Raw genomic sequence first — 17646 nt, forward strand, 5'->3', positions numbered from 1 at the left:
TTGCCATGCAATATCACCCAGTACCAACGAATTTTAAGGGGTCCGAATGATTTTGTTGCCACGCCGTTGCCAGGAGTTCTGTAGAAATGTCCGCTAGTTACAACAAAAGCGGACACTTTTACATGAATTCCGTTAATTTAAATATATTTATCGGTGCGCTTTAATCCATCGCTGTATATCATTTTCATCAAGATTTCCAGCAGCTAACCCCAGCCCCAAATCAATTAATTCTTGCTGACTGTACTGCAATTTATATCCGTTCAATTGCAAGAGCAATAACATAGCAGCAATGCCGATTCGCTTGTTACCGTCAACAAAGCCATGATTGCTTACAAGACTGTAAGCAGTAGCCGCAATTTTTTCTTCAACCGTTTCATATAAGTCATTGCCACCAAAAGTAGCATATGCCCGGCTAACAGCACTCTCAATCAAACCGATATCCCGTATACCATGACTTCCCCCAGTCTTATCTATAACCTTTTGATGTAATATGATAATATCCGAAACGGACAAACCACGCATCACTTAGCCAGCTCCATCAACGCTTCTTTATTAGTATCTATTATGTCATCCATCATGGCTTCCAACTCTTGTTGCTGCTTACTCTTAAGGAACTCAACAAAATCAATAACCTGCTGCTTCTTTTCTTCGGGCAATCCCTGAAAGTCTTGCAATAGTTTTTCAGCTAAAGTCATTAATTTTCACCTCCCGAACCCTTCTTAATTATATTATACCCCAATATTGGTTGTTTTCGTAATCCTATAAACTGTGATTTAATAATTTAACTCGGACAAATAGCCCGAATTAGACTTAAACCAGAAGTTCTGAAAATTACGCTTGCTCAACTAAATATTTATAGTAATCCAGCATCCTGACATAGTAGGAGTCATCACGAATAACCGAAGTAACAAACCCTTTTAAGACATGCTCTCTTACTTTGCCCTGGTAATTATAGAATATCCAACGCCAATCATGCACCGTCCCCTGCACGTTTACCTCTTCTAAAATCGCTTTCTGAGGGCTGTGGGGTTGAAATACCCTGCTTCTACTCATTATCATCGAAAGCGATATTAATTGGAAAATGGGCGACCGAGACAAGGCTATACAGACGTTCTTCTGTATAGCTCGAGTACAGTTAAATAGGTGAAAATCCTATACACGGGGCGCATGAAAGTGCGTGACGTGTCCGATGGGGGGAGCGGCTCTGGTTCAACGGAGCGCAGGTAACTGCGAACGTGAATAGCTCAACCCTACAACATATCTTAGCGAAGATATGGAATGGACCTTGAAATGGTTCTATGAGGTAATGTCTAATATGGTGCTAGGTTTCAACTGCCTTGACCATCATAACCAAGAGAAACCGTTACTTGTAACGGGTAGTAACACGGAACTTCTATATTCCGCCGTCATTAGGCTATGATGCGAAGTGCGACACCTACGTTAGACTTATACTGACTGTACAATAATCGGGTAAGTTCCGAACGGCGATTCTCTGAATCGTGCGAGGAACGGAAGCGAGAATGACTAGAGTTTGAACTGACCTGCTAGAAACGGTGGGAAGGTGAAGCTGGATGGTGTGGCAACCATTCACTTAAAGCTACTCGAAAGTTCCACCTCTCCTTGAGAGAGTACGCATAGGGGTGGCTCCCCTCTTATGTAGATATATATGTACCGTATATGCGTACACCGAGGCGTATGTACGCTTGTACATAACTTATATTGTAAAAAATATATATCTGTATAAGAGGCGAGCCAGCTTTTAGGCGGGAGCCTGTCCATTCGAAGTACAATGGGAGTTGAAAAAGATGGTCTATGAAGATGGAGCTTGGCAAGCGTTCTTGGAGCAAATCATTCGTCTCGTGTCGCGCCACGGATACCAAAACTTTTCCTTATCTATGTATCCGCTGACGAAATTCTCGAAATGGGGCGGCATCGACAAAAAACTAATTGCAAAATACCATGCGGATTCGACAACTATGCAGAGATATAGAGCTAGAAAAAAAGGGTATTGCGCTTATTACTTTCTTCGATGGAAGCAGTATGCTATCTTGTTTAAGTCGACAGGTCAAGTTCCCCCTGGGATTATTCAGGATGATATCTTTCTCTCTATATCTCGGCATTCTATCAATATACGAATTGGTGAATCCGTTGTGATACAAATAGTCCAGAATGATGGAAGAATAACTGCCAAGCTAGATGAAAAGACGTACAAGGGGCTGAAATCGAAGCTTTTTTATGCGGCAAATGACGCACAGAAAAAACGTAACGCAAAGCCTCTTGAAATTGAATACAACAAACTCAACGGTCTACCTTGCTGGAGGGGTATTCTACAACAAAAAAGGAGGTTGAAACGATACTGTACTAAACTCGCCAAAGAGCGGAGAGTTACGCTAAATGCCAGTAACTTGCGATTTAGAATCCTGCGACAACCTCATAAAAGCAAAGATTTCGGCACTTTGCCGTCCTCTGACATAAACACAGAAGTCGGGGTTTAAAACCCCCGACTTCGGAGGTCAGATTAACTGACCTCTTTTTTACAAGCGACTGTTATTGTTGAAATGTCTAATGAAAGGTTTGAAATATATTAATACCAGCTTTTTAGCTTGGTATTGTTTTAAAAATGTAGGAATTAATTTCAAAAAGTAGATAAAGGATTTTGGGATTGATTTATGTAATATATACTAAATGATTTTCAGAAAAAGGAATCATTTGAATGAATTATATTATAATGTTTTTTGTGGCTATACCTTTATTTATTATAGTCTGTCAGATTAGTAGAATTTTATTTAAAAGAGTAAAACGTTTTAACCGCAAATATACTTTTATTAAGGTAAAAAAACCGCTTAATAAAAGTATAAGTTGGACGCAAAGAGTTTATAAAGGAAATAGATTTATAAAGAAATATCCTTTCGGGACATTTAGCTGGGCAATGTTTATTTTTTCTCTAACAGCGTGTGATTATTTTCCTGAATTTATAAATTTTATAAAGAAATATAGCATATTGAAGTATGCCATATTAATATGGATTCTTTATTATTTTCAAAGTGGAAGCAAATATATTAGAAAAGAAAGTAAAAAAATTAATCGTATATTGGTTACTATAGTTCTTACAATCTTGACTTGTTTAGCAATTTCGCCGACGTGGTTAACATTTCTGTCTATAATATCAAATAATGCAGATTTCTTCCTTGTAATAATTGGTATATTATTTTGTTTTTTGCCACTCTATTATATTACTTTATCCATGTTAGATATTTTAGAAAATCCCTTATTAAGAGTATTAATTGGATATATATATTCTATTTTAATAGCAGTATATACAGCTTTGGCTATTGGTATATATAATTTTGAAATTGGAGAAGCTACAGGGGATTTAAGTACCTACACAGGTATTGTAAAAATGATTATTAATGGAATTACATATCTGTCCCAAACCTCGTTAAAAGATATCGTTATGCCCAATGAAACAATAAATGTAAACCGCATAATACAAATTTTAATAGGTGGATATGGCACTTTAGTAATTGCATATATTAATAGGATTGCATCAAGTCCAAAAGAAAAATCAGAAATAAATCATGAGCAGGCAAAATAGCCTGCTTATTTATTTTGTAAAAGTAGGTTTTTGCAATAGGTCAATATTGTTCATATAACCGCCTTCGGGCGGTTATTTCTTTAACTTATTATGGCTATAGATTTAAATTAATATATACATCATCCAATTCCTCTTTGGTAATACCGATATAAGCAAGCGTAACACTTGGCGCAGAGTGGTTTAAAAGTTTTTGTATGCGAGTAATATTCGTTCCCGCCTGATAAGCCCAGTAGCCAAATGTTTTTCGCAGAGTGTGCGTTCCTACAGCCTCCTTAATTCCGACCATATTGGCAGCTTGAGAAAGAATTCTATAAGCCTGCACACGACTTATTGCACCCACTCCCTTGCGCGAAGGAAACAAATAACCTGCTTCCAACCCTGTAGCTTGTAAATATTCTTTGATTGCTTTTTGGCATGTATCTGATAGTGGGAAATCTTTTGTCTTCCCAGTTTTCTGTTCCTTTAAACTGATACGTTCTTTACGCTTTACGTCCTGCACCTGTAAGGAGAGTAAATCGCTAATGCGTAAGCCGCTATTAATGCCTAACACAAACAAAAGATAGTCTCGAATATTTCCAGCTTTCAAATAGCGTTTTACTGCCTCTATCTGTTTTTTGCTTCTGATTGGCTCAACCAATTCCATATTGAATCACCTTCTATTAAATGTAACATATCATATTTGATACTATCATATGTTACATTCAATACCAAATAATAAAAACCACAAACTATAAAAACACCCGTAATCCCATCGTTCGCACAGTTTAACGGGTATTTTCCTTATGTAACAGAAGTTAGTTGTGTTACATTCACAAATGCGATGCCATCTACATCAATCATCTTTGTTAATCTTATAGTCCAGACAATCCGAACAGATTTCTATACAGTCAGCATGATTATATAACAACGCTCCACAGCAACTACAAAATGACAATTCGTCTATATCGCACTGATGCCCGCAAGAAAAACAAATAGCTGTACCTTTTTCATAATCAAACACAAACGATTCGCACCCACATTCAAGACATGTATAAAGCGGATATTCACCGCCATCCTTAATGGTTGAATACGCATCCATACCTAAAACATTATTAACATAGTCTTCGGCCGCTGATTCTCCACTGTCCTCATACTTACAAAAACAGCATTTTACGCTACCACCATCTATCACTAAAAATTTCTCTTTACACTCTGGGCAAATTATCGCGGATTCCCCACTTTGTTCAAGTTCTTTTCGTGCTAATAACTTAGCATCGTCATAGTGTTGCGTAAGACCTCGCATGGCATCCTTTATCTCGAAAAAAAGCTGACGTTCTTCTTCACTAAATTCCTCAATATCATAATGTTCTGCTATAAACTTTATCAAAATAGAAATACTTTTATGAATAGAGCTTTCAATAGACAAAATATTCTCGTCTAACTTAAAATGCTCTGCTTTATTACGCCTTCCTCTTAAATTTTTCAAGCATCGCTTGTCTGATTCATTAAGATTTATATCACATAGATTTTCCAAACGCCCAATGATGGTCTCACTATCAGCGCTTTTTAAATCGCCTGTTTCCAAATCTTTCTTTCTCGCCTTATTCATATCTGCAAAAACGTATGTCCAATTCTCTTGCAGTAAATGATGTTTAAATACAAGCTCTATTCCAGATGATAAATGAAGTAATGCGTACTTAATTAGTCTCTTTTTCTCAGCCTCATCAATCGCACCTTCATTAGCAACCGATAGATTATTAATCGCTGATAAAATAAAATCTAACCCATTTTCAAAAACTGTGTATTGCAAAATTACCCGACCTCTTCCATGCATTTTACATAAAATATATACTCTATATCCAATCTCCTATTTATCTACTCATAATACTCGAAATATAATTTTATTAAACTTATTTCTGCACTACCAGAAATTATAAATTCACGTATTTTATTTTTTATTAACTCTTTTGCCCCATCAACCTCAATAATCCTGTTATTAATTGCTTCTGGTAATTGGGTTAACCATTTTAAATCAAACTTGCTAAAGTTAAAATTATTCATATCATAGATAAAATCAAATAAGTCGCTTTTCCCTTTAAATACATCATACTTATTAATTTCTACTACCTTTTTTGCATATATTAAATTAATTAAATATCCCATATATGTATCTATAGGATTGGGTATAGAATTTCCATTTGCTTTATCGACAAACGAAACCAAAGTATTTATAAAACATTCCTCGAATTCCTGATTTGGAGTGATTACATCCCTCAGACATGCGACTACATATAATTCAACATTAAAATTCGTTTTTAGCTCATTATTAATCAAAGAAATTAATTCCTCTTTAATGTTTCCATTAGCAATCTTAAACAAGGGGATAATAACCCTTGTAAAAAATCTTGTCCGATAGTCCGTTAAATTTTTATCATTATTTATCTTCCAAATTAAATTGTTTATAACTCGAGAAATATCTTTCAAAAAATTTCCTTCTTTGCTAATAATTACACTAACAAAATCTTCAATAACTCCCATTGTCTTGGTTGCTTCCAAATCCCACGCAGACGCTCTATTATCTACAATCTTAATGACATAATTCTGAATAAAATCATATATTATTTCTGAATCTATATTTTCTTTAAACTTATTATGTTGAATAACAATAAAATTTGATATATTTTTATAATTGTTATAGGTTAGTGATGATAATCGCTGTAACTCATTAATTTTTGTCATAATAACCTTAAAATTATCAATTCCAATATTTACATAAGATAAAGCCGCTAATGATTCATCCAACATATCATTATTAGGGAAAATGGTTTTAAATCTAATGATAGAATCAACTAAATTCTTAAACGCTGAAATACATTTATCTATATCGTTTTTTTCCATCTCTAATTCATTGATTTTATATTTATCAAACAGTAATGATATTTCCTTTTCTTCGATATTACTAATCATTAAGAACATTATAGAGTATGGTATTTTCCTGAGTTTACTTCTGCGAATAGGTATTTTTAGAATATTGTCTTCAGGATTAATTTCTTCTGTAGTGTAACTAATTAGCATTGTTTCGGCTATTGTATGATAAAACGCTTTCAATTCTGAATAATGTCCAATTAGTAAATAATTATATGTTATATACTCCCAAAAGTTATTAAGCTGAATTTCGGTTTTTATTATTGGCGAGGCTCCCCCCACTCTAATAACATCTTTTTCTTTCGACACCTCATTCTGCAACAAAAATACTCTATTATGATATTTATAAACAAACTGAAAATTTAATAATTCTTCTTTAATAAAAGAAATTGCTTTGCGCTCTTCTAAGGGCAAACTATTATAAATTTCATTCAAATCAATAGTTTGGATTTCAGCAGTTAAGTTCTTATCACATATTGGATTAATAAAACTTCCTTGCGTTATTAATCTACCAATATGCTTTCTATTAAATTCAGATATAAAAAACAAAAGATATTTTTTATTATCAAAAAACATTGCAGATGCATCTTTGAAAATATTGTATGCTAAAAAATAATCCCGAAATTTATAGTGCAAAAAAGCTCTACGAAAATAATCAATGTCTTTATTTAAAGGTTTTTGCAATTCACAATCAAGTATATTAGAAAGAAATACATAATTGAAATTTTGTATTGCCTCAAAAACTTCATCTGCTTTAATTTCAACCGACGGAACATTATATATAACTTTACCGTTAACATCTTCAAATCCCCGAATATTTGCCTTCTGAAAAGTTTTATTAATGATATCAATTTTTTCTTTTAATACCTTATCGTCATTTAACAAATCCTTTTTTTTACTAAGGCAATCCACTTCCTCAGTAAATTTAATAATGTCCTCTGAATGAGTTCTTATACAGTCCTTATCTAAATCAGACGTTTTAGAAATATCAAGGATTCTTATAATATCATCAGGTAGTACTTTGTTTAGTGGCTCAAAGACCTCTAATTTTTTGTACATAGTTTCTATTTTACTTTCTGGTTCTTGATACTTTTTTACAAAGTTTAAGAATTTATATAGAAATTTCCCTTTAGGATGTAACCCATCAAGTAAATTATCGCTAACAACAAGACTCTCAACCAAGTCTTTCACTTCTGAGCAATACAGAATATTTATGCCTTTCTTTTTATAGTATTCAAATTGAATTCTGTCGATATTCCCTTTCTCTTCCATATTTCCAATATCCAGAAGATAAGCATGCTGAAAATCTTCTTTAAGAATATCTTTAACCCATTGAAATATTAGATGAACATTAGGGTCATTAACTGAATAACCGACAAATAAAATTATATGTGTAGCAAATAATGATTTTATAAAATTTTCTATCAATCTAAAATTGAAAGAATAAGATAAATAATCATCCTCTTTTAATACAATGTTTTTAAATTTCAAATCGCCATGCATCTTTATCAACATTTTTCCATTGGGGGTATATGGTAAATCCTTGTCTTGACCTACAACATCATAAAACACCCCATTTGAATGTGCTGCCATTTCTATTAAATCATCATAATTTGTAGTAACAATATGAGCAGGATTAAGTGAAAGCAATATATCATGAATAGCAGTTGGTTTAATATCTACAGAAAATACTTTATTGATAATATCATAATATTCTTTTTTTCCTCTCTCATTAAAATAATACTGAGGAATTTTCAAATACTCTTCATTAGTATATTTATCAGCTTCTTTGCCGATTCCTTTAGCAAAATAACTAATTAGACTTCCCCATGATGGTAATCCTGAATTTGCAGATACTCCTGCACCTACAAATAGAACAAGTTTATTTTTCTGAGAAGCTTCTTGTATTTTTTTTACGCTTTCAATAGTAAATCCTCTCATTTTGACCTCCATTAATCATCCATGTGTCTCACAATATGCTGTGTGTTTTATTTTTGAAATTTTCCAACTAGTATAAGTATAGCACTTCTTATTTATAATCTATATCCCTAATACATAAAATGGGGCAGTAAACACAACTGGCTATACTGGTTGTACATTAATACTTTTACCAAATAAATTTAACACTTAATTATCCTAATTCCGCAAGATAGGCGATATTGGCAACCTAATGGAAGACCATTTTTTTGCGCTTCTTTTTTTGCCGCTGGACAGGAATGCAACAGGTTCAATGGCGGCAACGCAAAGAAATTAACCGTCCCGCAAAAGAGTGCATTTGCTCAGACCAAACTCTTGTAGTGGGAGATATTCTCTTTCGATATTCCACCTACACAAAGTAGTGTAAATAGGCACGAAAGAGCTCCCCCGAATCAGGAAGTTCTTTCGTGCCTATCTTTTTTCTGAATCAAATTGCAAATTATTAGTTATTCATTTTAGTTTACATATACTGCATATTTATGTTTTTGGGGGATTTTATTGGGGGTCCCTTTTTGGGTTTTATTTTGGGTTTTTAATTTAAAAATGGCTTCCGCGAAATTTCGCGGAAGCCATGAAGCCTTTAAATATGGCGGAGAGGGTGGGATTCGAACCCACGGTCCCTTTGACAGGACACTTGATTTCGAGTCTGCTTTAAGGGGTTTTGTGTATATTTTCATTGATTACGAACCCTTATAAATACTGCATTTTCAGCTTCTAGACCTTACGTTTACTAACAATCGTTAAAGAACATTTTCAAGCGATAAGGGACAAAATCAGGGACAGAAATTAACCGGATTCTTTAATCGTTAATGGGTAATTCGATTAACCGTAGTTCCCAAGGGATTTTTATACCCTGCTTTTCAGCTTCCTCCTGGAGTTTGATGTCCTCATTAATCATTTCATCAGTATAACCAAGCTCTTTGGCTTTTTTTATGAATTCATCTTTTTCCAATCGGCATGCCCTCCATAGGATAATTATACCAAAAAATAGACCAGCGGAAAATTCCGCTGGTTAAACTTATTTCAGTTTACTGTTCAATAGTTCCTCTAACTCTTCAATCTTCTTCTGCTGTTCGTCCGTCCTAATACCGCTTAGGAATGGCATTAGAGGCCATAATAATAGTGTTGGCTATCTTGGTATCAATCTCCCCATTTAGGCCATATTAGCCACCCTGGAGAGTGCCTTGCGTATCTCGTAAGGAGTAGACAGCTTAAGGTGTTTTCGCTTATCCCTTTTAAGGGCTGTGAATATTTCTCTCATGCGTGTAACGGTGTCCCTAAACCTATCATCTTCTTTTTAGGTGTCAAAAATGTCAACATATATAATTACAGATGTTAGTAAAAGTTAGTATTTTTTAGGATGTCACTTATGTCACTATAGCTGCTTTTCTTGCTCAGGTTCGGCATTCTGTTGTTGGTACTTATTGAGCAAACCATGTTCTATAACCATTTGAGCTAAACAATGGGCAAGGGCTTCCCAAGGATTGTCATTAGGTGAATCGCCACCATCAATAACCTTTTCCTCACCCGTTTTACGGTTAATTACAAATGTAACCATGTATTTACTCCTTTTTAAGGACTCCGATATCTCCGAATACTAAATTATACGGCCTTTTTTATGGAGTCTATAATGCCTTGCTAAAACCTTGCTATTTTTAGGATGTTAGAAATGTTAGATTTTGCTCTTTTTAGGGCCTGCAGAATCTGCAGATACTTTTTAGGGACTCTAAAATCTCTAAAATACCTTGCCCTTACCTTGGTATTACCCTTACCGTTCTAACCTTTCAAGTTGTTTTAAGCGTTCATCAATATAGTTTTTAATGTTAGGTTTTGTTAGGTTTCAAACATTTTGAGCAATATGAATCAGTTATACATGCGTTCTTCCAAATACTTTCGGGATAGTCTACCAGCAGTAATAATATAACCTTTTTCCTCTAACTCATTATTGAGTTTCCTCATAATTCTATAAGCATGAGGTACGGAAACATCAAGTATTTCTGCAAGCTCTTGAACTCTTACAAACTTAGATTTTTCTTCTGGTTGCTTAGTCATAACTATCCCCCTGTTCTATTAGTTGCTACACCTTGCTAAAACATAATCCTTTTAAGGTATGAAAAACCTGAAATAATAGCCTTTTTTAGGGCGTCAGAAATGTCAGGAAATACCGGTATCGTCCTTTTTTAAGGGCTCCCAAATCTCCCAGAACAATCTTTTTAAGGCCTCGCAAATCTCGCATTCTTCCCTCATGCGCGTTACGGTGTCTGCATACCCTTTTTTAGGGCATGTAAAATCGGTAATTGTTTTTAGGGTGTCGGATATGTCGGAATGCATGATTATTCTATATTTCTAAAATAAAACAAGCACAAACGTATGTTTTTATTTTAGAACATACGTTTGTGCTTGTAAAGTCAAATCTGTCATTTTAAGGTATAAAAAATCTGTCAACCCAAGAGCAGACAGATTTTTTATACCTTATTTTCTATTTTAGGAGTATCCTCTTTTTCCTCAACGGATGAAACTGACTTTGAAAATGCACCTTTAAAAACCAAGAATAATGAAGCCAATCCCGCCAATGCAGCCGCAACATCTTGACCTATTGCCAATGCAAAAGCTGTTAGACCGATACTACATAATATGGAAAAGAACGCCATCCACTGACTTCTACAATCTCGGGATATTTCACCTCGCAATGCTATAGCCTGCATGTTACGAGTGTGATCAGAATCTTTTTCAAATACTGTCAATATGCGTTCCGGTGCAGTTGGCATAACTTGTCCATACTTTGCAAATTCCTCAGCGGGTGGAATTGGCCCTATATACCGCTCCGCAGAGAGCACTCTTCGTACATTATTAGTTCGAGGCTCATGCTTATCTTTTTCATCTAATACTTCCGGTTCAACCACAGCTTCTACTTCTGAAGGTCTGGACTGAGCTCCTCTTTCAATAGAATCTCGATGCCTGTTAAACTTTTGGCCCATCTTCACTACCTACTTTGTCCATAGCTTTTCGTAAAGAACTACCTGTTGTCTTCCAATTTCGTTCTGCAAGTTGTTTAGCACTTTTAGGAACATGCTTACGGTAGTCAGTATCAGGCCATAAATCAGGCATAATGGTGTCACTACATAATACATTTTTTATAGTGACTTTAATTAATTCAGTCATATTACCACCTACCGCAATTATAGATTTAATTATTTTCTTAACCTTATTATACACTAAAATTCTCCAATCTCAAGTAAATTATATATTGTTCCAAGCACATATATACCTTATTAATTACCATATATATGCATCAATTAAACGTATATTCGTTAATAATTTGCTTGAATACATATAAAAAAGCACCCACACATTACTGTGTAGATGCTTAAACCAACTTATATTATGGAAAATTAATTTCCACATCGGAAAGAGTGCCATTATCTAAATCCCGGTAAAATTCTTCAAAAATACACCTCTGTTCCTCAGTGGCATTTTCTTTTAATAGTCGCTCTCCTAATTTTTCATCCCAATAAGTACAATCATATAATTCGTCTGGAAACTTAATCATTAAAAATCACCTTCATTTCATTAGCTCTGGTAACAGTGAGCTTGCCACTCTCAACTGCTTGTACCAGTTCAGGAATGCCGGATTTAAGGACTTTAGAAGCCCGTTTTACTGAAGTCCGGGAAGAATTAACCATTTTGGCTGCTTTTTCAGCAGATTCTCCCTGTTCGCCAAATGGCTCTTTCGGGCCATTTGGTTTATTTGGAAGATTTTCAGTACGCCTTTTCCGCGCATCGTCTTCAAAAATGTGCTTGATTTTAGCCCCAACCATAGCCCGTTGACTTTCATCTAAACTCCTTCGGTGAAAGTTCATACTGACTATAAAACTAACCATATCGCCGGGGGCAATTAGGATAATTATACCAAAAACCGGCTGTGAATTCAGCCGGGTAAAAATTTATCATATTCTTTTATTCAAAAATATCACGCCCTCTCAAACTTAGATTCATTATGTGTTGATTGTTGGTGAATACATGCTTGGCCCGTTCTACCAGCATATAATTATTTACGCGGATATCGCCTAAATCAAGCTGTACAGCAATATGGGAACCGGCTCTAACTCGGATATCTCCAAAAGCATTGCTAATGGACAAACTACGTGTTTTCTTATTATATAACCCTAGTAGTGCATCTGCCTTGGCCTGGGGATTAATTGCGTTTTCATCAATCTTTTCGCAATATTGGAGTACGCCCCATTTCTTAATATTTTCTGATGCAGTAAACTCTTCCGGGTCTTGTGGAGAAACAAATACTTCCCGCTTGCCGGTGTCCTTATTATCGTAGACCAGTTTGACACGATTATAAGTATTCTGATCAATGCTTGATGTATAATCAAAATCCTCCGCACTAGTGGCATCTATGAGTAAATCAAGCTTCATATTTTCAATATTTTTAAGTGTGAGCTTGCCAAAATCATCATAAAGAACATATCTTTTTTTCTTATTGTCTAGAGTTAAATCTAATGCATCGTAAATGATGTCAAACAATGTTTGCCCATCTTCTATCATCTGAGGTATAACATATTCAGTATCTTCAATTTCCCCCACCCTCATTTGAAATTGTGAGGCAAGCATTTTTATCAATTGAGAAGCAGTAAGCCCTATATACGCCATAGTGTGCTTATTCTTCAAATATCGCAGTTGGTCATAAGCAGTTACCTTGATAATCCCGTCCTTATCACGTCTCTTGGTGAATACGAACCCATAAAAAACATTTTTTCCGTCTACGGCCATCCTCACATGATTTCCTTCTGTAAAGTCCAAGGTACTGTCATTTAAAACACTAAAAGTTAACTTACCCGGTGCACACTTACGCTCTGTTTCCCAAGTAATACCTTCCTCTATGCAAGGCTCTTGCAATTTCCCGTTATTATTGATTAAAATTTGAACATTATTCATTATTTTCCTCCCCATTCTTCAACAGGCATTAGCTTACCGCTAGCGGCTGTTCACAGATTATTATTTATAACCTCAATATTGTTGTTCATAATTCATCCCCTTACCCACAGGCACTAAGTACATTGTTTATTAACTCGTCAATGGTTTCCATTTCACATACAATTCGGGATGTATCCATAAACTGGTTTAACTCGTCCCTTCTATCCTCCAGGGAATTAAGCATCATCCATTGATATTTTTTCATGAACGCCTGCCCTCCTGGGCTTTTGCGTATTCTCCAAATAGAATCATTGTGTAATTGTTGAACACGACTTCCCGACAACTCACAAAGTTCGCCAACATCATCAAAACTCAGTGGCAAACCTTCAAAACCATAATACATTTTCAATACACGTACTCTGAAACTGCCCCGCCCTAAAACATCTTCCAACAGGTTTAGCAAATCTTCGCGTAAAATGTCATTGTCAATTTCATCATCAACGAAATTAAATGGCTGCTCTGCATCCTTATCCTGAATTACAGCTTCCAATGTCAGGTCTGTACTGCCCGGTATAATTTCATTAAGACTTGTTGTGTGTATTCTTCGACTAGTAGAGTTATTTTTATATTCCCGTTCAATAACCCTACGATTTATAAAAGTCAGCATGGCATACCGCACATTATAGCCAGCATAAGTAATAAATTTAACACCTTCATAGTGTTCGAATTTCTCTACTGATTGCATAAAGCCAATTAAGCCTTCCTGAACAAGATCATCCTTGTCAAAAGGTGTTTTCTGTATTGTAGGGTAAAGGCGTTTTGCGAAATAATAAATCAACTTCATGTTATTTTCAATTAGCTGAGTAAGTGCCGCTTCATTCCCTGCTTGATATTCCTTGACCAGTTCTTCATTAGTCAAATTAATCGGTTTAGACATTGAAAAAAACCTTTTGTAAAGTCAAATCAGGATATAGGATAATAGATAATTTTTTTAATACGGCCCTGCAATGACGGGTAATTGTACTTTGGGAAGTATCCAACTCATGTGCTAGGACTTCATGTGTTTTACCTTTGATATAATGATTGAAAAACATAACAAAGTCTCGTTCATCAACCATACGTTTTAATAATTGTAATGAAGAATGCATACACTTCATAAATAAAGACGTTTCTATGTCCATAGCCTGTAAATTTGCCAACCCAGCTTTAAATTGTTCAATGTCTGAAGTCGTATACTGCAATGCCACTGGACTATAGAATAAATTATCGTCTTGTTCCAAAAATTCTTCTATTACATTTTGCATTGCTTCATCCATGCTGACCACCTCAACTTATTATTGATTTTAGGTTTATTAGATAATGCGGTCTATTAATTGACTTATCAAGTCTACCCTGATAATTAAAGAATCTTCGCCTAATGAAGAATTGAATAGAGGTGTTGCCAGTTCTTCACGTAAAGCATCCAGATTTTTAAGCACACTATCATGTTGTACAATGGCTTGATGTAGCACGTTATTACCCATGCCGGAGTATTTAGCTTTAATGAGAGATTGAACAAATTTTACAGCCGCTAAATCTCCCATAATGGGCTTAGTGATATATTCAATCATTTCTTTAGTTAAGCCAGTAGGCATTAGTCGAAGCGTAGTCAAGATATTTAACATATCCAGCCTATGGTCTTTACCATCAGTTTCAACAGGTACATGTTCTTCAATAAATGCGCTGATGAGCGCATGAAATTTTTGGTTAAACTCCAAATCACACGCGCTCATAGTAGTGGCTTTTTGCAGAGTTCGCATTTTTTCTTGATATACAGTGACCAGTTCCAGCAGTTGTGTCCTCATTCCGCTTTCCCTTCCGCAGTTGGGTTAATGACGTTTGCATAATATTCAATATCACCAATTCGAATATCTGATGGAGAATAAGGGCGCGTATAATCGAATAAACCAGCTGCACTTTCTTGTAAACGAGTAGCAGCGGACAATAATTCTTCCGCTTCATCTAACCTTTTAAACGTTTGATGAAACTGCCAGCTATTTGGGCAGCGATTTTCCAATATAGTTCTAAAAATACTCAATTGCTTATTGTCCATATTGAAGTCTAATAGTTGACTGGCTGTTTCATCCGTCAAATTGCCACCTAACATTTCAATCATTTTCAATGCATTTGAAACTTTAAGTTCATAATCATTATCTTTAGTCGGCTCTGCCGAACGATGAGCGGCAATAAATTCGGATATATGGGTAGTTAGGTACTCATTTGCCAGCTTATCCAAATTTTGTTTGGTCTCATTAATTTCATTGATTTTATATTGCTTGCCATCTTCGGTGTAGAAGGTATCCGATTTAATAACTTCAATGGCATAATTAAGTTGGCCCATTTGCTGCTGATATTCTTTAACAATTTTATGCAGTTCTGCTTTAAAACTCATATTATACACATCTCCTTAATTTTTATTAGTTTAATCCGCTCACATGTGTCTTTAAGGCATCCCACATTACCCGGCTGGCAGCTTCCTTAGTTTCCACACCATTGATAATTGCTTGATACTTGTGAATTTCATCCTTCAGGGCTAGTTTCATAGTATCTGTTTCCTGCATAGCCCTTGCTGCCGCTTCCGTAACGCTCAGGTTATTAGCTGCAATTTTTACATATACCCTTGGATTGGCTTCGGTCTGCAAAAAATGTAAATACACCATTTCCTCAAGAAATTGCTTCTCTTCTGTTGTCAAAATCATTTCTCCCTTCAAAATTTGACTGCAGTAATATGCAGTAAAATAAAAAGCGCGGGAATGAAAGAGTTTTACCTCTAACATTTCCCGCGCCTTGAAACTGGCTTCCTCTCCATAAGGAGAAGGGTACTCCTGCATATTATTTACTTAGCTAAATTATATCATACAAGAGAGTTTCCAGCAACCACAAACCCTTAGATTATCTAGCTTCACAAGATTATTTTCCTATGGTAATATGAATACGTTTGTTCGATTTTTCGTCACTATATCTGCGTATTCTAGCTCCCTTGGTAAATGGTTTTAGCAAGCTCAATATTTGATTTATTTTATCTTCATGTTCAGGCCGAAAAGATAACTTAACCTTAAAAGCCAAATCTAATCATCTCCCATATTGAAATTTTTATCAACACATGGTATCTTTAAATTGAATTTTGTTTGAACCGCTGTCTAACTGGCAGTGGCTTTTTTCTTTTGTACAGCTTCTGAAACATCATTCAGCAATTGCTCGTACTGCTTATAGGATTCGAACTTGATGTCAATACCGGTATCCAGCGACCGTAAGATTTGATTAAACATGTGAATTGCAACGATATGTTTTAGCGGAATATGGTACTCTTTATCGTCCAAGCTTACAAAGGCAACAGGTCTATTTTTTTTATCAGACATCAATTCAATTATCATCTTTATGCACTCTCCTATTTTCAATTAATTTCAATATAAACTTTATCCCGCTTAACTTTTACTAACTTACCATTCGAATCAATATACATCCGCTTACTACGGGACTTTTTATTGCAACATCCGGTCATAATAGGCTTGTCCCTTTGTATATTGGATTTATGCACCCAATGTAGCCTTTGGCAATCAGGACACACATATAACACATATCCACGTTCATTAATACCAACCGGCTTAATAATGCTTATATTGGGCTCATCTTCTTTAATGCGTGTCCGGGTATCAATTACGAATGCCCTGCCACGACTTTCAAACGGTACTAAGTCACCATATTTAATGAAAACCTGTCCACCCTCCCGCAACAATTGAATTTGTTCAGTCAAATATTCGATCAGTTCATTTTTCAATGTTATTCACTTCCTTCATTACTGGAGGCATCACGTTGAAGCATATCGGCAACCAATGCGACTCTTTATACTTTTTATCTTTCTTGGCTATCGGCATTGCCGGTATACGTCCATCCGCTAAATAAATCAATACAGAGGCAGGGTGACAATATATCTGCTTTGTACGAATCAAATGTTCAACTATATCTAACATTTCTTTTGACATGCCGCCCCAAACAAGAATGTTTTGATCTAACCAACCAAATTGAGCTTCGCCCTTTACCGGAATACCGTTATCTTTTAGAATTTGCTCAATCTCAACAAAGGTTACACCCTTATATTCCCTAACATAATCAACTATTTTTTTATAAATATCTTCTCTATCCATTAATAATCCGCTCCTTTATGGTTTGTCCGCTTTCTTTGTCCTGTTTTTGTCCGGTTTGTTAAA

At 35.2% G+C, this 17646-nt stretch carries 24 protein-coding genes; 2 read left to right on the plus strand and 22 right to left on the minus strand.

Annotation, left to right across the window (positions count from 1 at the left end):
* Positions 1-147: 147 nt before the first annotated feature.
* The 3 genes from SPSPH_RS21350 to SPSPH_RS21360 all read right to left on the minus strand — a co-directional run bounded on the left by SPSPH_RS21350 (position 148) and on the right by SPSPH_RS21360 (position 990).
* Positions 148-522, minus strand: coding sequence for a type II toxin-antitoxin system death-on-curing family toxin (locus SPSPH_RS21350; protein ID WP_181382927.1), 375 nt, complete (start codon positions 520-522; stop codon positions 148-150).
* Positions 522-695: a DUF2281 domain-containing protein gene (locus SPSPH_RS21355; RefSeq protein ID WP_075756209.1), complete on the minus strand. Its 174-nt coding sequence runs from the start codon at positions 693-695 to the stop codon at positions 522-524. The genes SPSPH_RS21350 and SPSPH_RS21355 overlap by 1 nt, the downstream gene beginning before the upstream one ends.
* A 136-nt stretch (positions 696-831) precedes the next feature.
* Entirely contained in the window at positions 832-990 is a 159-nt protein-coding gene (locus tag SPSPH_RS21360; protein ID WP_158027072.1) for a hypothetical protein, read from the minus strand.
* Positions 991-1805: 815 nt separating this feature from the next.
* Between SPSPH_RS21360 and SPSPH_RS21365 the strand changes: the two genes are divergently transcribed.
* Both SPSPH_RS21365 and SPSPH_RS21370 read left to right on the plus strand, forming a co-directional pair.
* Positions 1806-2495: a hypothetical protein gene (locus SPSPH_RS21365; RefSeq protein ID WP_075756210.1), complete on the plus strand. Its 690-nt coding sequence runs from the start codon at positions 1806-1808 to the stop codon at positions 2493-2495.
* Between the two features lie 218 nt (positions 2496-2713).
* Complete coding sequence (locus SPSPH_RS21370; protein ID WP_075756211.1) at positions 2714-3595, plus strand: hypothetical protein; 882 nt, start codon at positions 2714-2716, stop codon at positions 3593-3595.
* A 94-nt stretch (positions 3596-3689) separates the two neighbouring features.
* Here the strand turns inward: SPSPH_RS21370 and SPSPH_RS21375 are convergent, their stop codons facing one another.
* The 19 genes from SPSPH_RS21375 to SPSPH_RS21465 form a co-directional block, all read right to left on the minus strand.
* Entirely contained in the window at positions 3690-4238 is a 549-nt protein-coding gene (locus tag SPSPH_RS21375; RefSeq protein WP_075756212.1) for a site-specific integrase, read from the minus strand.
* Between the two features lie 189 nt (positions 4239-4427).
* Positions 4428-5384, minus strand: a complete 957-nt coding sequence (locus tag SPSPH_RS21380; protein WP_143558986.1) for a TFIIB-type zinc ribbon-containing protein — start codon at positions 5382-5384, stop codon at positions 4428-4430.
* Between the two features lie 65 nt (positions 5385-5449).
* Positions 5450-8440: an SIR2 family protein gene (locus SPSPH_RS21385; RefSeq protein ID WP_075756214.1), complete on the minus strand. Its 2991-nt coding sequence runs from the start codon at positions 8438-8440 to the stop codon at positions 5450-5452.
* An 835-nt stretch (positions 8441-9275) separates the two neighbouring features.
* On the minus strand, positions 9276-9428 hold the full coding sequence (locus SPSPH_RS21390; RefSeq protein WP_158027073.1) for a hypothetical protein: 153 nt from the start codon (positions 9426-9428) through the stop codon (positions 9276-9278).
* Positions 9429-9851: 423 nt separating this feature from the next.
* Positions 9852-10034, minus strand: coding sequence for a hypothetical protein (locus tag SPSPH_RS21395; protein ID WP_075756216.1), 183 nt, complete (start codon positions 10032-10034; stop codon positions 9852-9854).
* Between the two features lie 305 nt (positions 10035-10339).
* Positions 10340-10528 (minus strand): transcriptional regulator, encoded by a 189-nt coding sequence (locus SPSPH_RS21400; RefSeq protein ID WP_075756217.1) that lies wholly within the window; start codon positions 10526-10528, stop codon positions 10340-10342.
* Positions 10529-10941: 413 nt separating this feature from the next.
* The gene (locus SPSPH_RS21405) at positions 10942-11454 is read right to left on the minus strand and encodes a DUF2335 domain-containing protein (RefSeq protein WP_075756218.1); all 513 of its coding nucleotides are present in this window, start codon (positions 11452-11454) and stop codon (positions 10942-10944) included.
* Positions 11438-11692: a hypothetical protein gene (locus SPSPH_RS21410; RefSeq protein WP_075756219.1), complete on the minus strand. Its 255-nt coding sequence runs from the start codon at positions 11690-11692 to the stop codon at positions 11438-11440. Before SPSPH_RS21410 ends, SPSPH_RS21405 begins: the two co-directional genes overlap by 17 nt.
* Before the next feature lie 166 nt (positions 11693-11858).
* On the minus strand, positions 11859-12026 hold the full coding sequence (locus SPSPH_RS21415; RefSeq protein ID WP_158027074.1) for a hypothetical protein: 168 nt from the start codon (positions 12024-12026) through the stop codon (positions 11859-11861).
* Positions 12019-12294, minus strand: a complete 276-nt coding sequence (locus tag SPSPH_RS21420; RefSeq protein WP_075756220.1) for a hypothetical protein — start codon at positions 12292-12294, stop codon at positions 12019-12021. The genes SPSPH_RS21415 and SPSPH_RS21420 overlap by 8 nt, the downstream gene beginning before the upstream one ends.
* Before the next feature lie 139 nt (positions 12295-12433).
* Positions 12434-13420 carry an XkdQ/YqbQ family protein gene (locus tag SPSPH_RS21425; protein WP_075756221.1) on the minus strand — a complete coding sequence of 329 codons (987 nt, stop codon included), beginning with the start codon at positions 13418-13420 and terminating at the stop codon, positions 12434-12436.
* Positions 13421-13520: 100 nt separating this feature from the next.
* Positions 13521-14336, minus strand: coding sequence for a sigma-70 family RNA polymerase sigma factor (locus tag SPSPH_RS21430; RefSeq protein WP_075756222.1), 816 nt, complete (start codon positions 14334-14336; stop codon positions 13521-13523).
* Complete coding sequence (locus SPSPH_RS21435; RefSeq protein WP_075756223.1) at positions 14329-14715, minus strand: sigma-70 family RNA polymerase sigma factor; 387 nt, start codon at positions 14713-14715, stop codon at positions 14329-14331. The genes SPSPH_RS21430 and SPSPH_RS21435 overlap by 8 nt, the downstream gene beginning before the upstream one ends.
* A 36-nt stretch (positions 14716-14751) precedes the next feature.
* Positions 14752-15243, minus strand: coding sequence for a hypothetical protein (locus SPSPH_RS21440; RefSeq protein WP_075756224.1), 492 nt, complete (start codon positions 15241-15243; stop codon positions 14752-14754).
* Complete coding sequence (locus SPSPH_RS21445) at positions 15240-15830, minus strand: hypothetical protein (RefSeq protein WP_075756225.1); 591 nt, start codon at positions 15828-15830, stop codon at positions 15240-15242. The genes SPSPH_RS21440 and SPSPH_RS21445 overlap by 4 nt, the downstream gene beginning before the upstream one ends.
* Positions 15831-15855: 25 nt before the next feature.
* A complete protein-coding gene (locus SPSPH_RS21450) occupies positions 15856-16131 on the minus strand; it encodes a hypothetical protein (RefSeq protein ID WP_143558988.1) in 276 nt (91 codons plus the stop codon).
* Positions 16132-16578: 447 nt separating this feature from the next.
* Positions 16579-16812: a hypothetical protein gene (locus tag SPSPH_RS21455; RefSeq protein ID WP_075756227.1), complete on the minus strand. Its 234-nt coding sequence runs from the start codon at positions 16810-16812 to the stop codon at positions 16579-16581.
* Positions 16813-16832: 20 nt separating this feature from the next.
* Positions 16833-17216, minus strand: coding sequence for a hypothetical protein (locus tag SPSPH_RS21460; protein WP_075756228.1), 384 nt, complete (start codon positions 17214-17216; stop codon positions 16833-16835).
* Entirely contained in the window at positions 17206-17583 is a 378-nt protein-coding gene (locus SPSPH_RS21465; protein ID WP_075756229.1) for a hypothetical protein, read from the minus strand. The genes SPSPH_RS21460 and SPSPH_RS21465 overlap by 11 nt, the downstream gene beginning before the upstream one ends.
* Positions 17584-17646: the final 63 nt, after the last annotated feature.

The sequence above is a fragment of the Sporomusa sphaeroides DSM 2875 genome (assembly GCF_001941975.2).
GTDB lineage: Bacteria > Bacillota > Negativicutes > Sporomusales > Sporomusaceae > Sporomusa > Sporomusa sphaeroides.

Bases quoted from the DNA above. Each gene is read 5' to 3' on its own strand.
- SPSPH_RS21350 (WP_181382927.1), bottom strand. From the start codon at position 522: ATGCGTGGTTTGTCCGTTTCGGATATTATCATATTACATCAAAAGGTT.
- SPSPH_RS21355 (WP_075756209.1), bottom strand. From the start codon at position 695: ATGACTTTAGCTGAAAAACTATTGCAAGACTTTCAGGGATTGCCCGAA.
- SPSPH_RS21365 (WP_075756210.1), top strand. From the start codon at position 1,806: ATGGTCTATGAAGATGGAGCTTGGCAAGCGTTCTTGGAGCAAATCATT.
- SPSPH_RS21370 (WP_075756211.1), top strand. From the start codon at position 2,714: ATGAATTATATTATAATGTTTTTTGTGGCTATACCTTTATTTATTATA.
- SPSPH_RS21375 (WP_075756212.1), bottom strand. From the start codon at position 4,238: ATGGAATTGGTTGAGCCAATCAGAAGCAAAAAACAGATAGAGGCAGTA.
- SPSPH_RS21385 (WP_075756214.1), bottom strand. From the start codon at position 8,440: ATGAGAGGATTTACTATTGAAAGCGTAAAAAAAATACAAGAAGCTTCT.
- SPSPH_RS21395 (WP_075756216.1), bottom strand. From the start codon at position 10,034: ATGGTTACATTTGTAATTAACCGTAAAACGGGTGAGGAAAAGGTTATT.
- SPSPH_RS21400 (WP_075756217.1), bottom strand. From the start codon at position 10,528: ATGACTAAGCAACCAGAAGAAAAATCTAAGTTTGTAAGAGTTCAAGAG.
- SPSPH_RS21405 (WP_075756218.1), bottom strand. From the start codon at position 11,454: ATGGGCCAAAAGTTTAACAGGCATCGAGATTCTATTGAAAGAGGAGCT.
- SPSPH_RS21415 (WP_158027074.1), bottom strand. From the start codon at position 12,026: ATGATTAAGTTTCCAGACGAATTATATGATTGTACTTATTGGGATGAA.
- SPSPH_RS21420 (WP_075756220.1), bottom strand. From the start codon at position 12,294: ATGGTTGGGGCTAAAATCAAGCACATTTTTGAAGACGATGCGCGGAAA.
- SPSPH_RS21425 (WP_075756221.1), bottom strand. From the start codon at position 13,420: ATGAATAATGTTCAAATTTTAATCAATAATAACGGGAAATTGCAAGAG.
- SPSPH_RS21430 (WP_075756222.1), bottom strand. From the start codon at position 14,336: ATGTCTAAACCGATTAATTTGACTAATGAAGAACTGGTCAAGGAATAT.
- SPSPH_RS21435 (WP_075756223.1), bottom strand. From the start codon at position 14,715: ATGGATGAAGCAATGCAAAATGTAATAGAAGAATTTTTGGAACAAGAC.
- SPSPH_RS21440 (WP_075756224.1), bottom strand. From the start codon at position 15,243: ATGAGGACACAACTGCTGGAACTGGTCACTGTATATCAAGAAAAAATG.
- SPSPH_RS21445 (WP_075756225.1), bottom strand. From the start codon at position 15,830: ATGAGTTTTAAAGCAGAACTGCATAAAATTGTTAAAGAATATCAGCAG.
- SPSPH_RS21455 (WP_075756227.1), bottom strand. From the start codon at position 16,812: ATGATAATTGAATTGATGTCTGATAAAAAAAATAGACCTGTTGCCTTT.
- SPSPH_RS21465 (WP_075756229.1), bottom strand. From the start codon at position 17,583: ATGGATAGAGAAGATATTTATAAAAAAATAGTTGATTATGTTAGGGAA.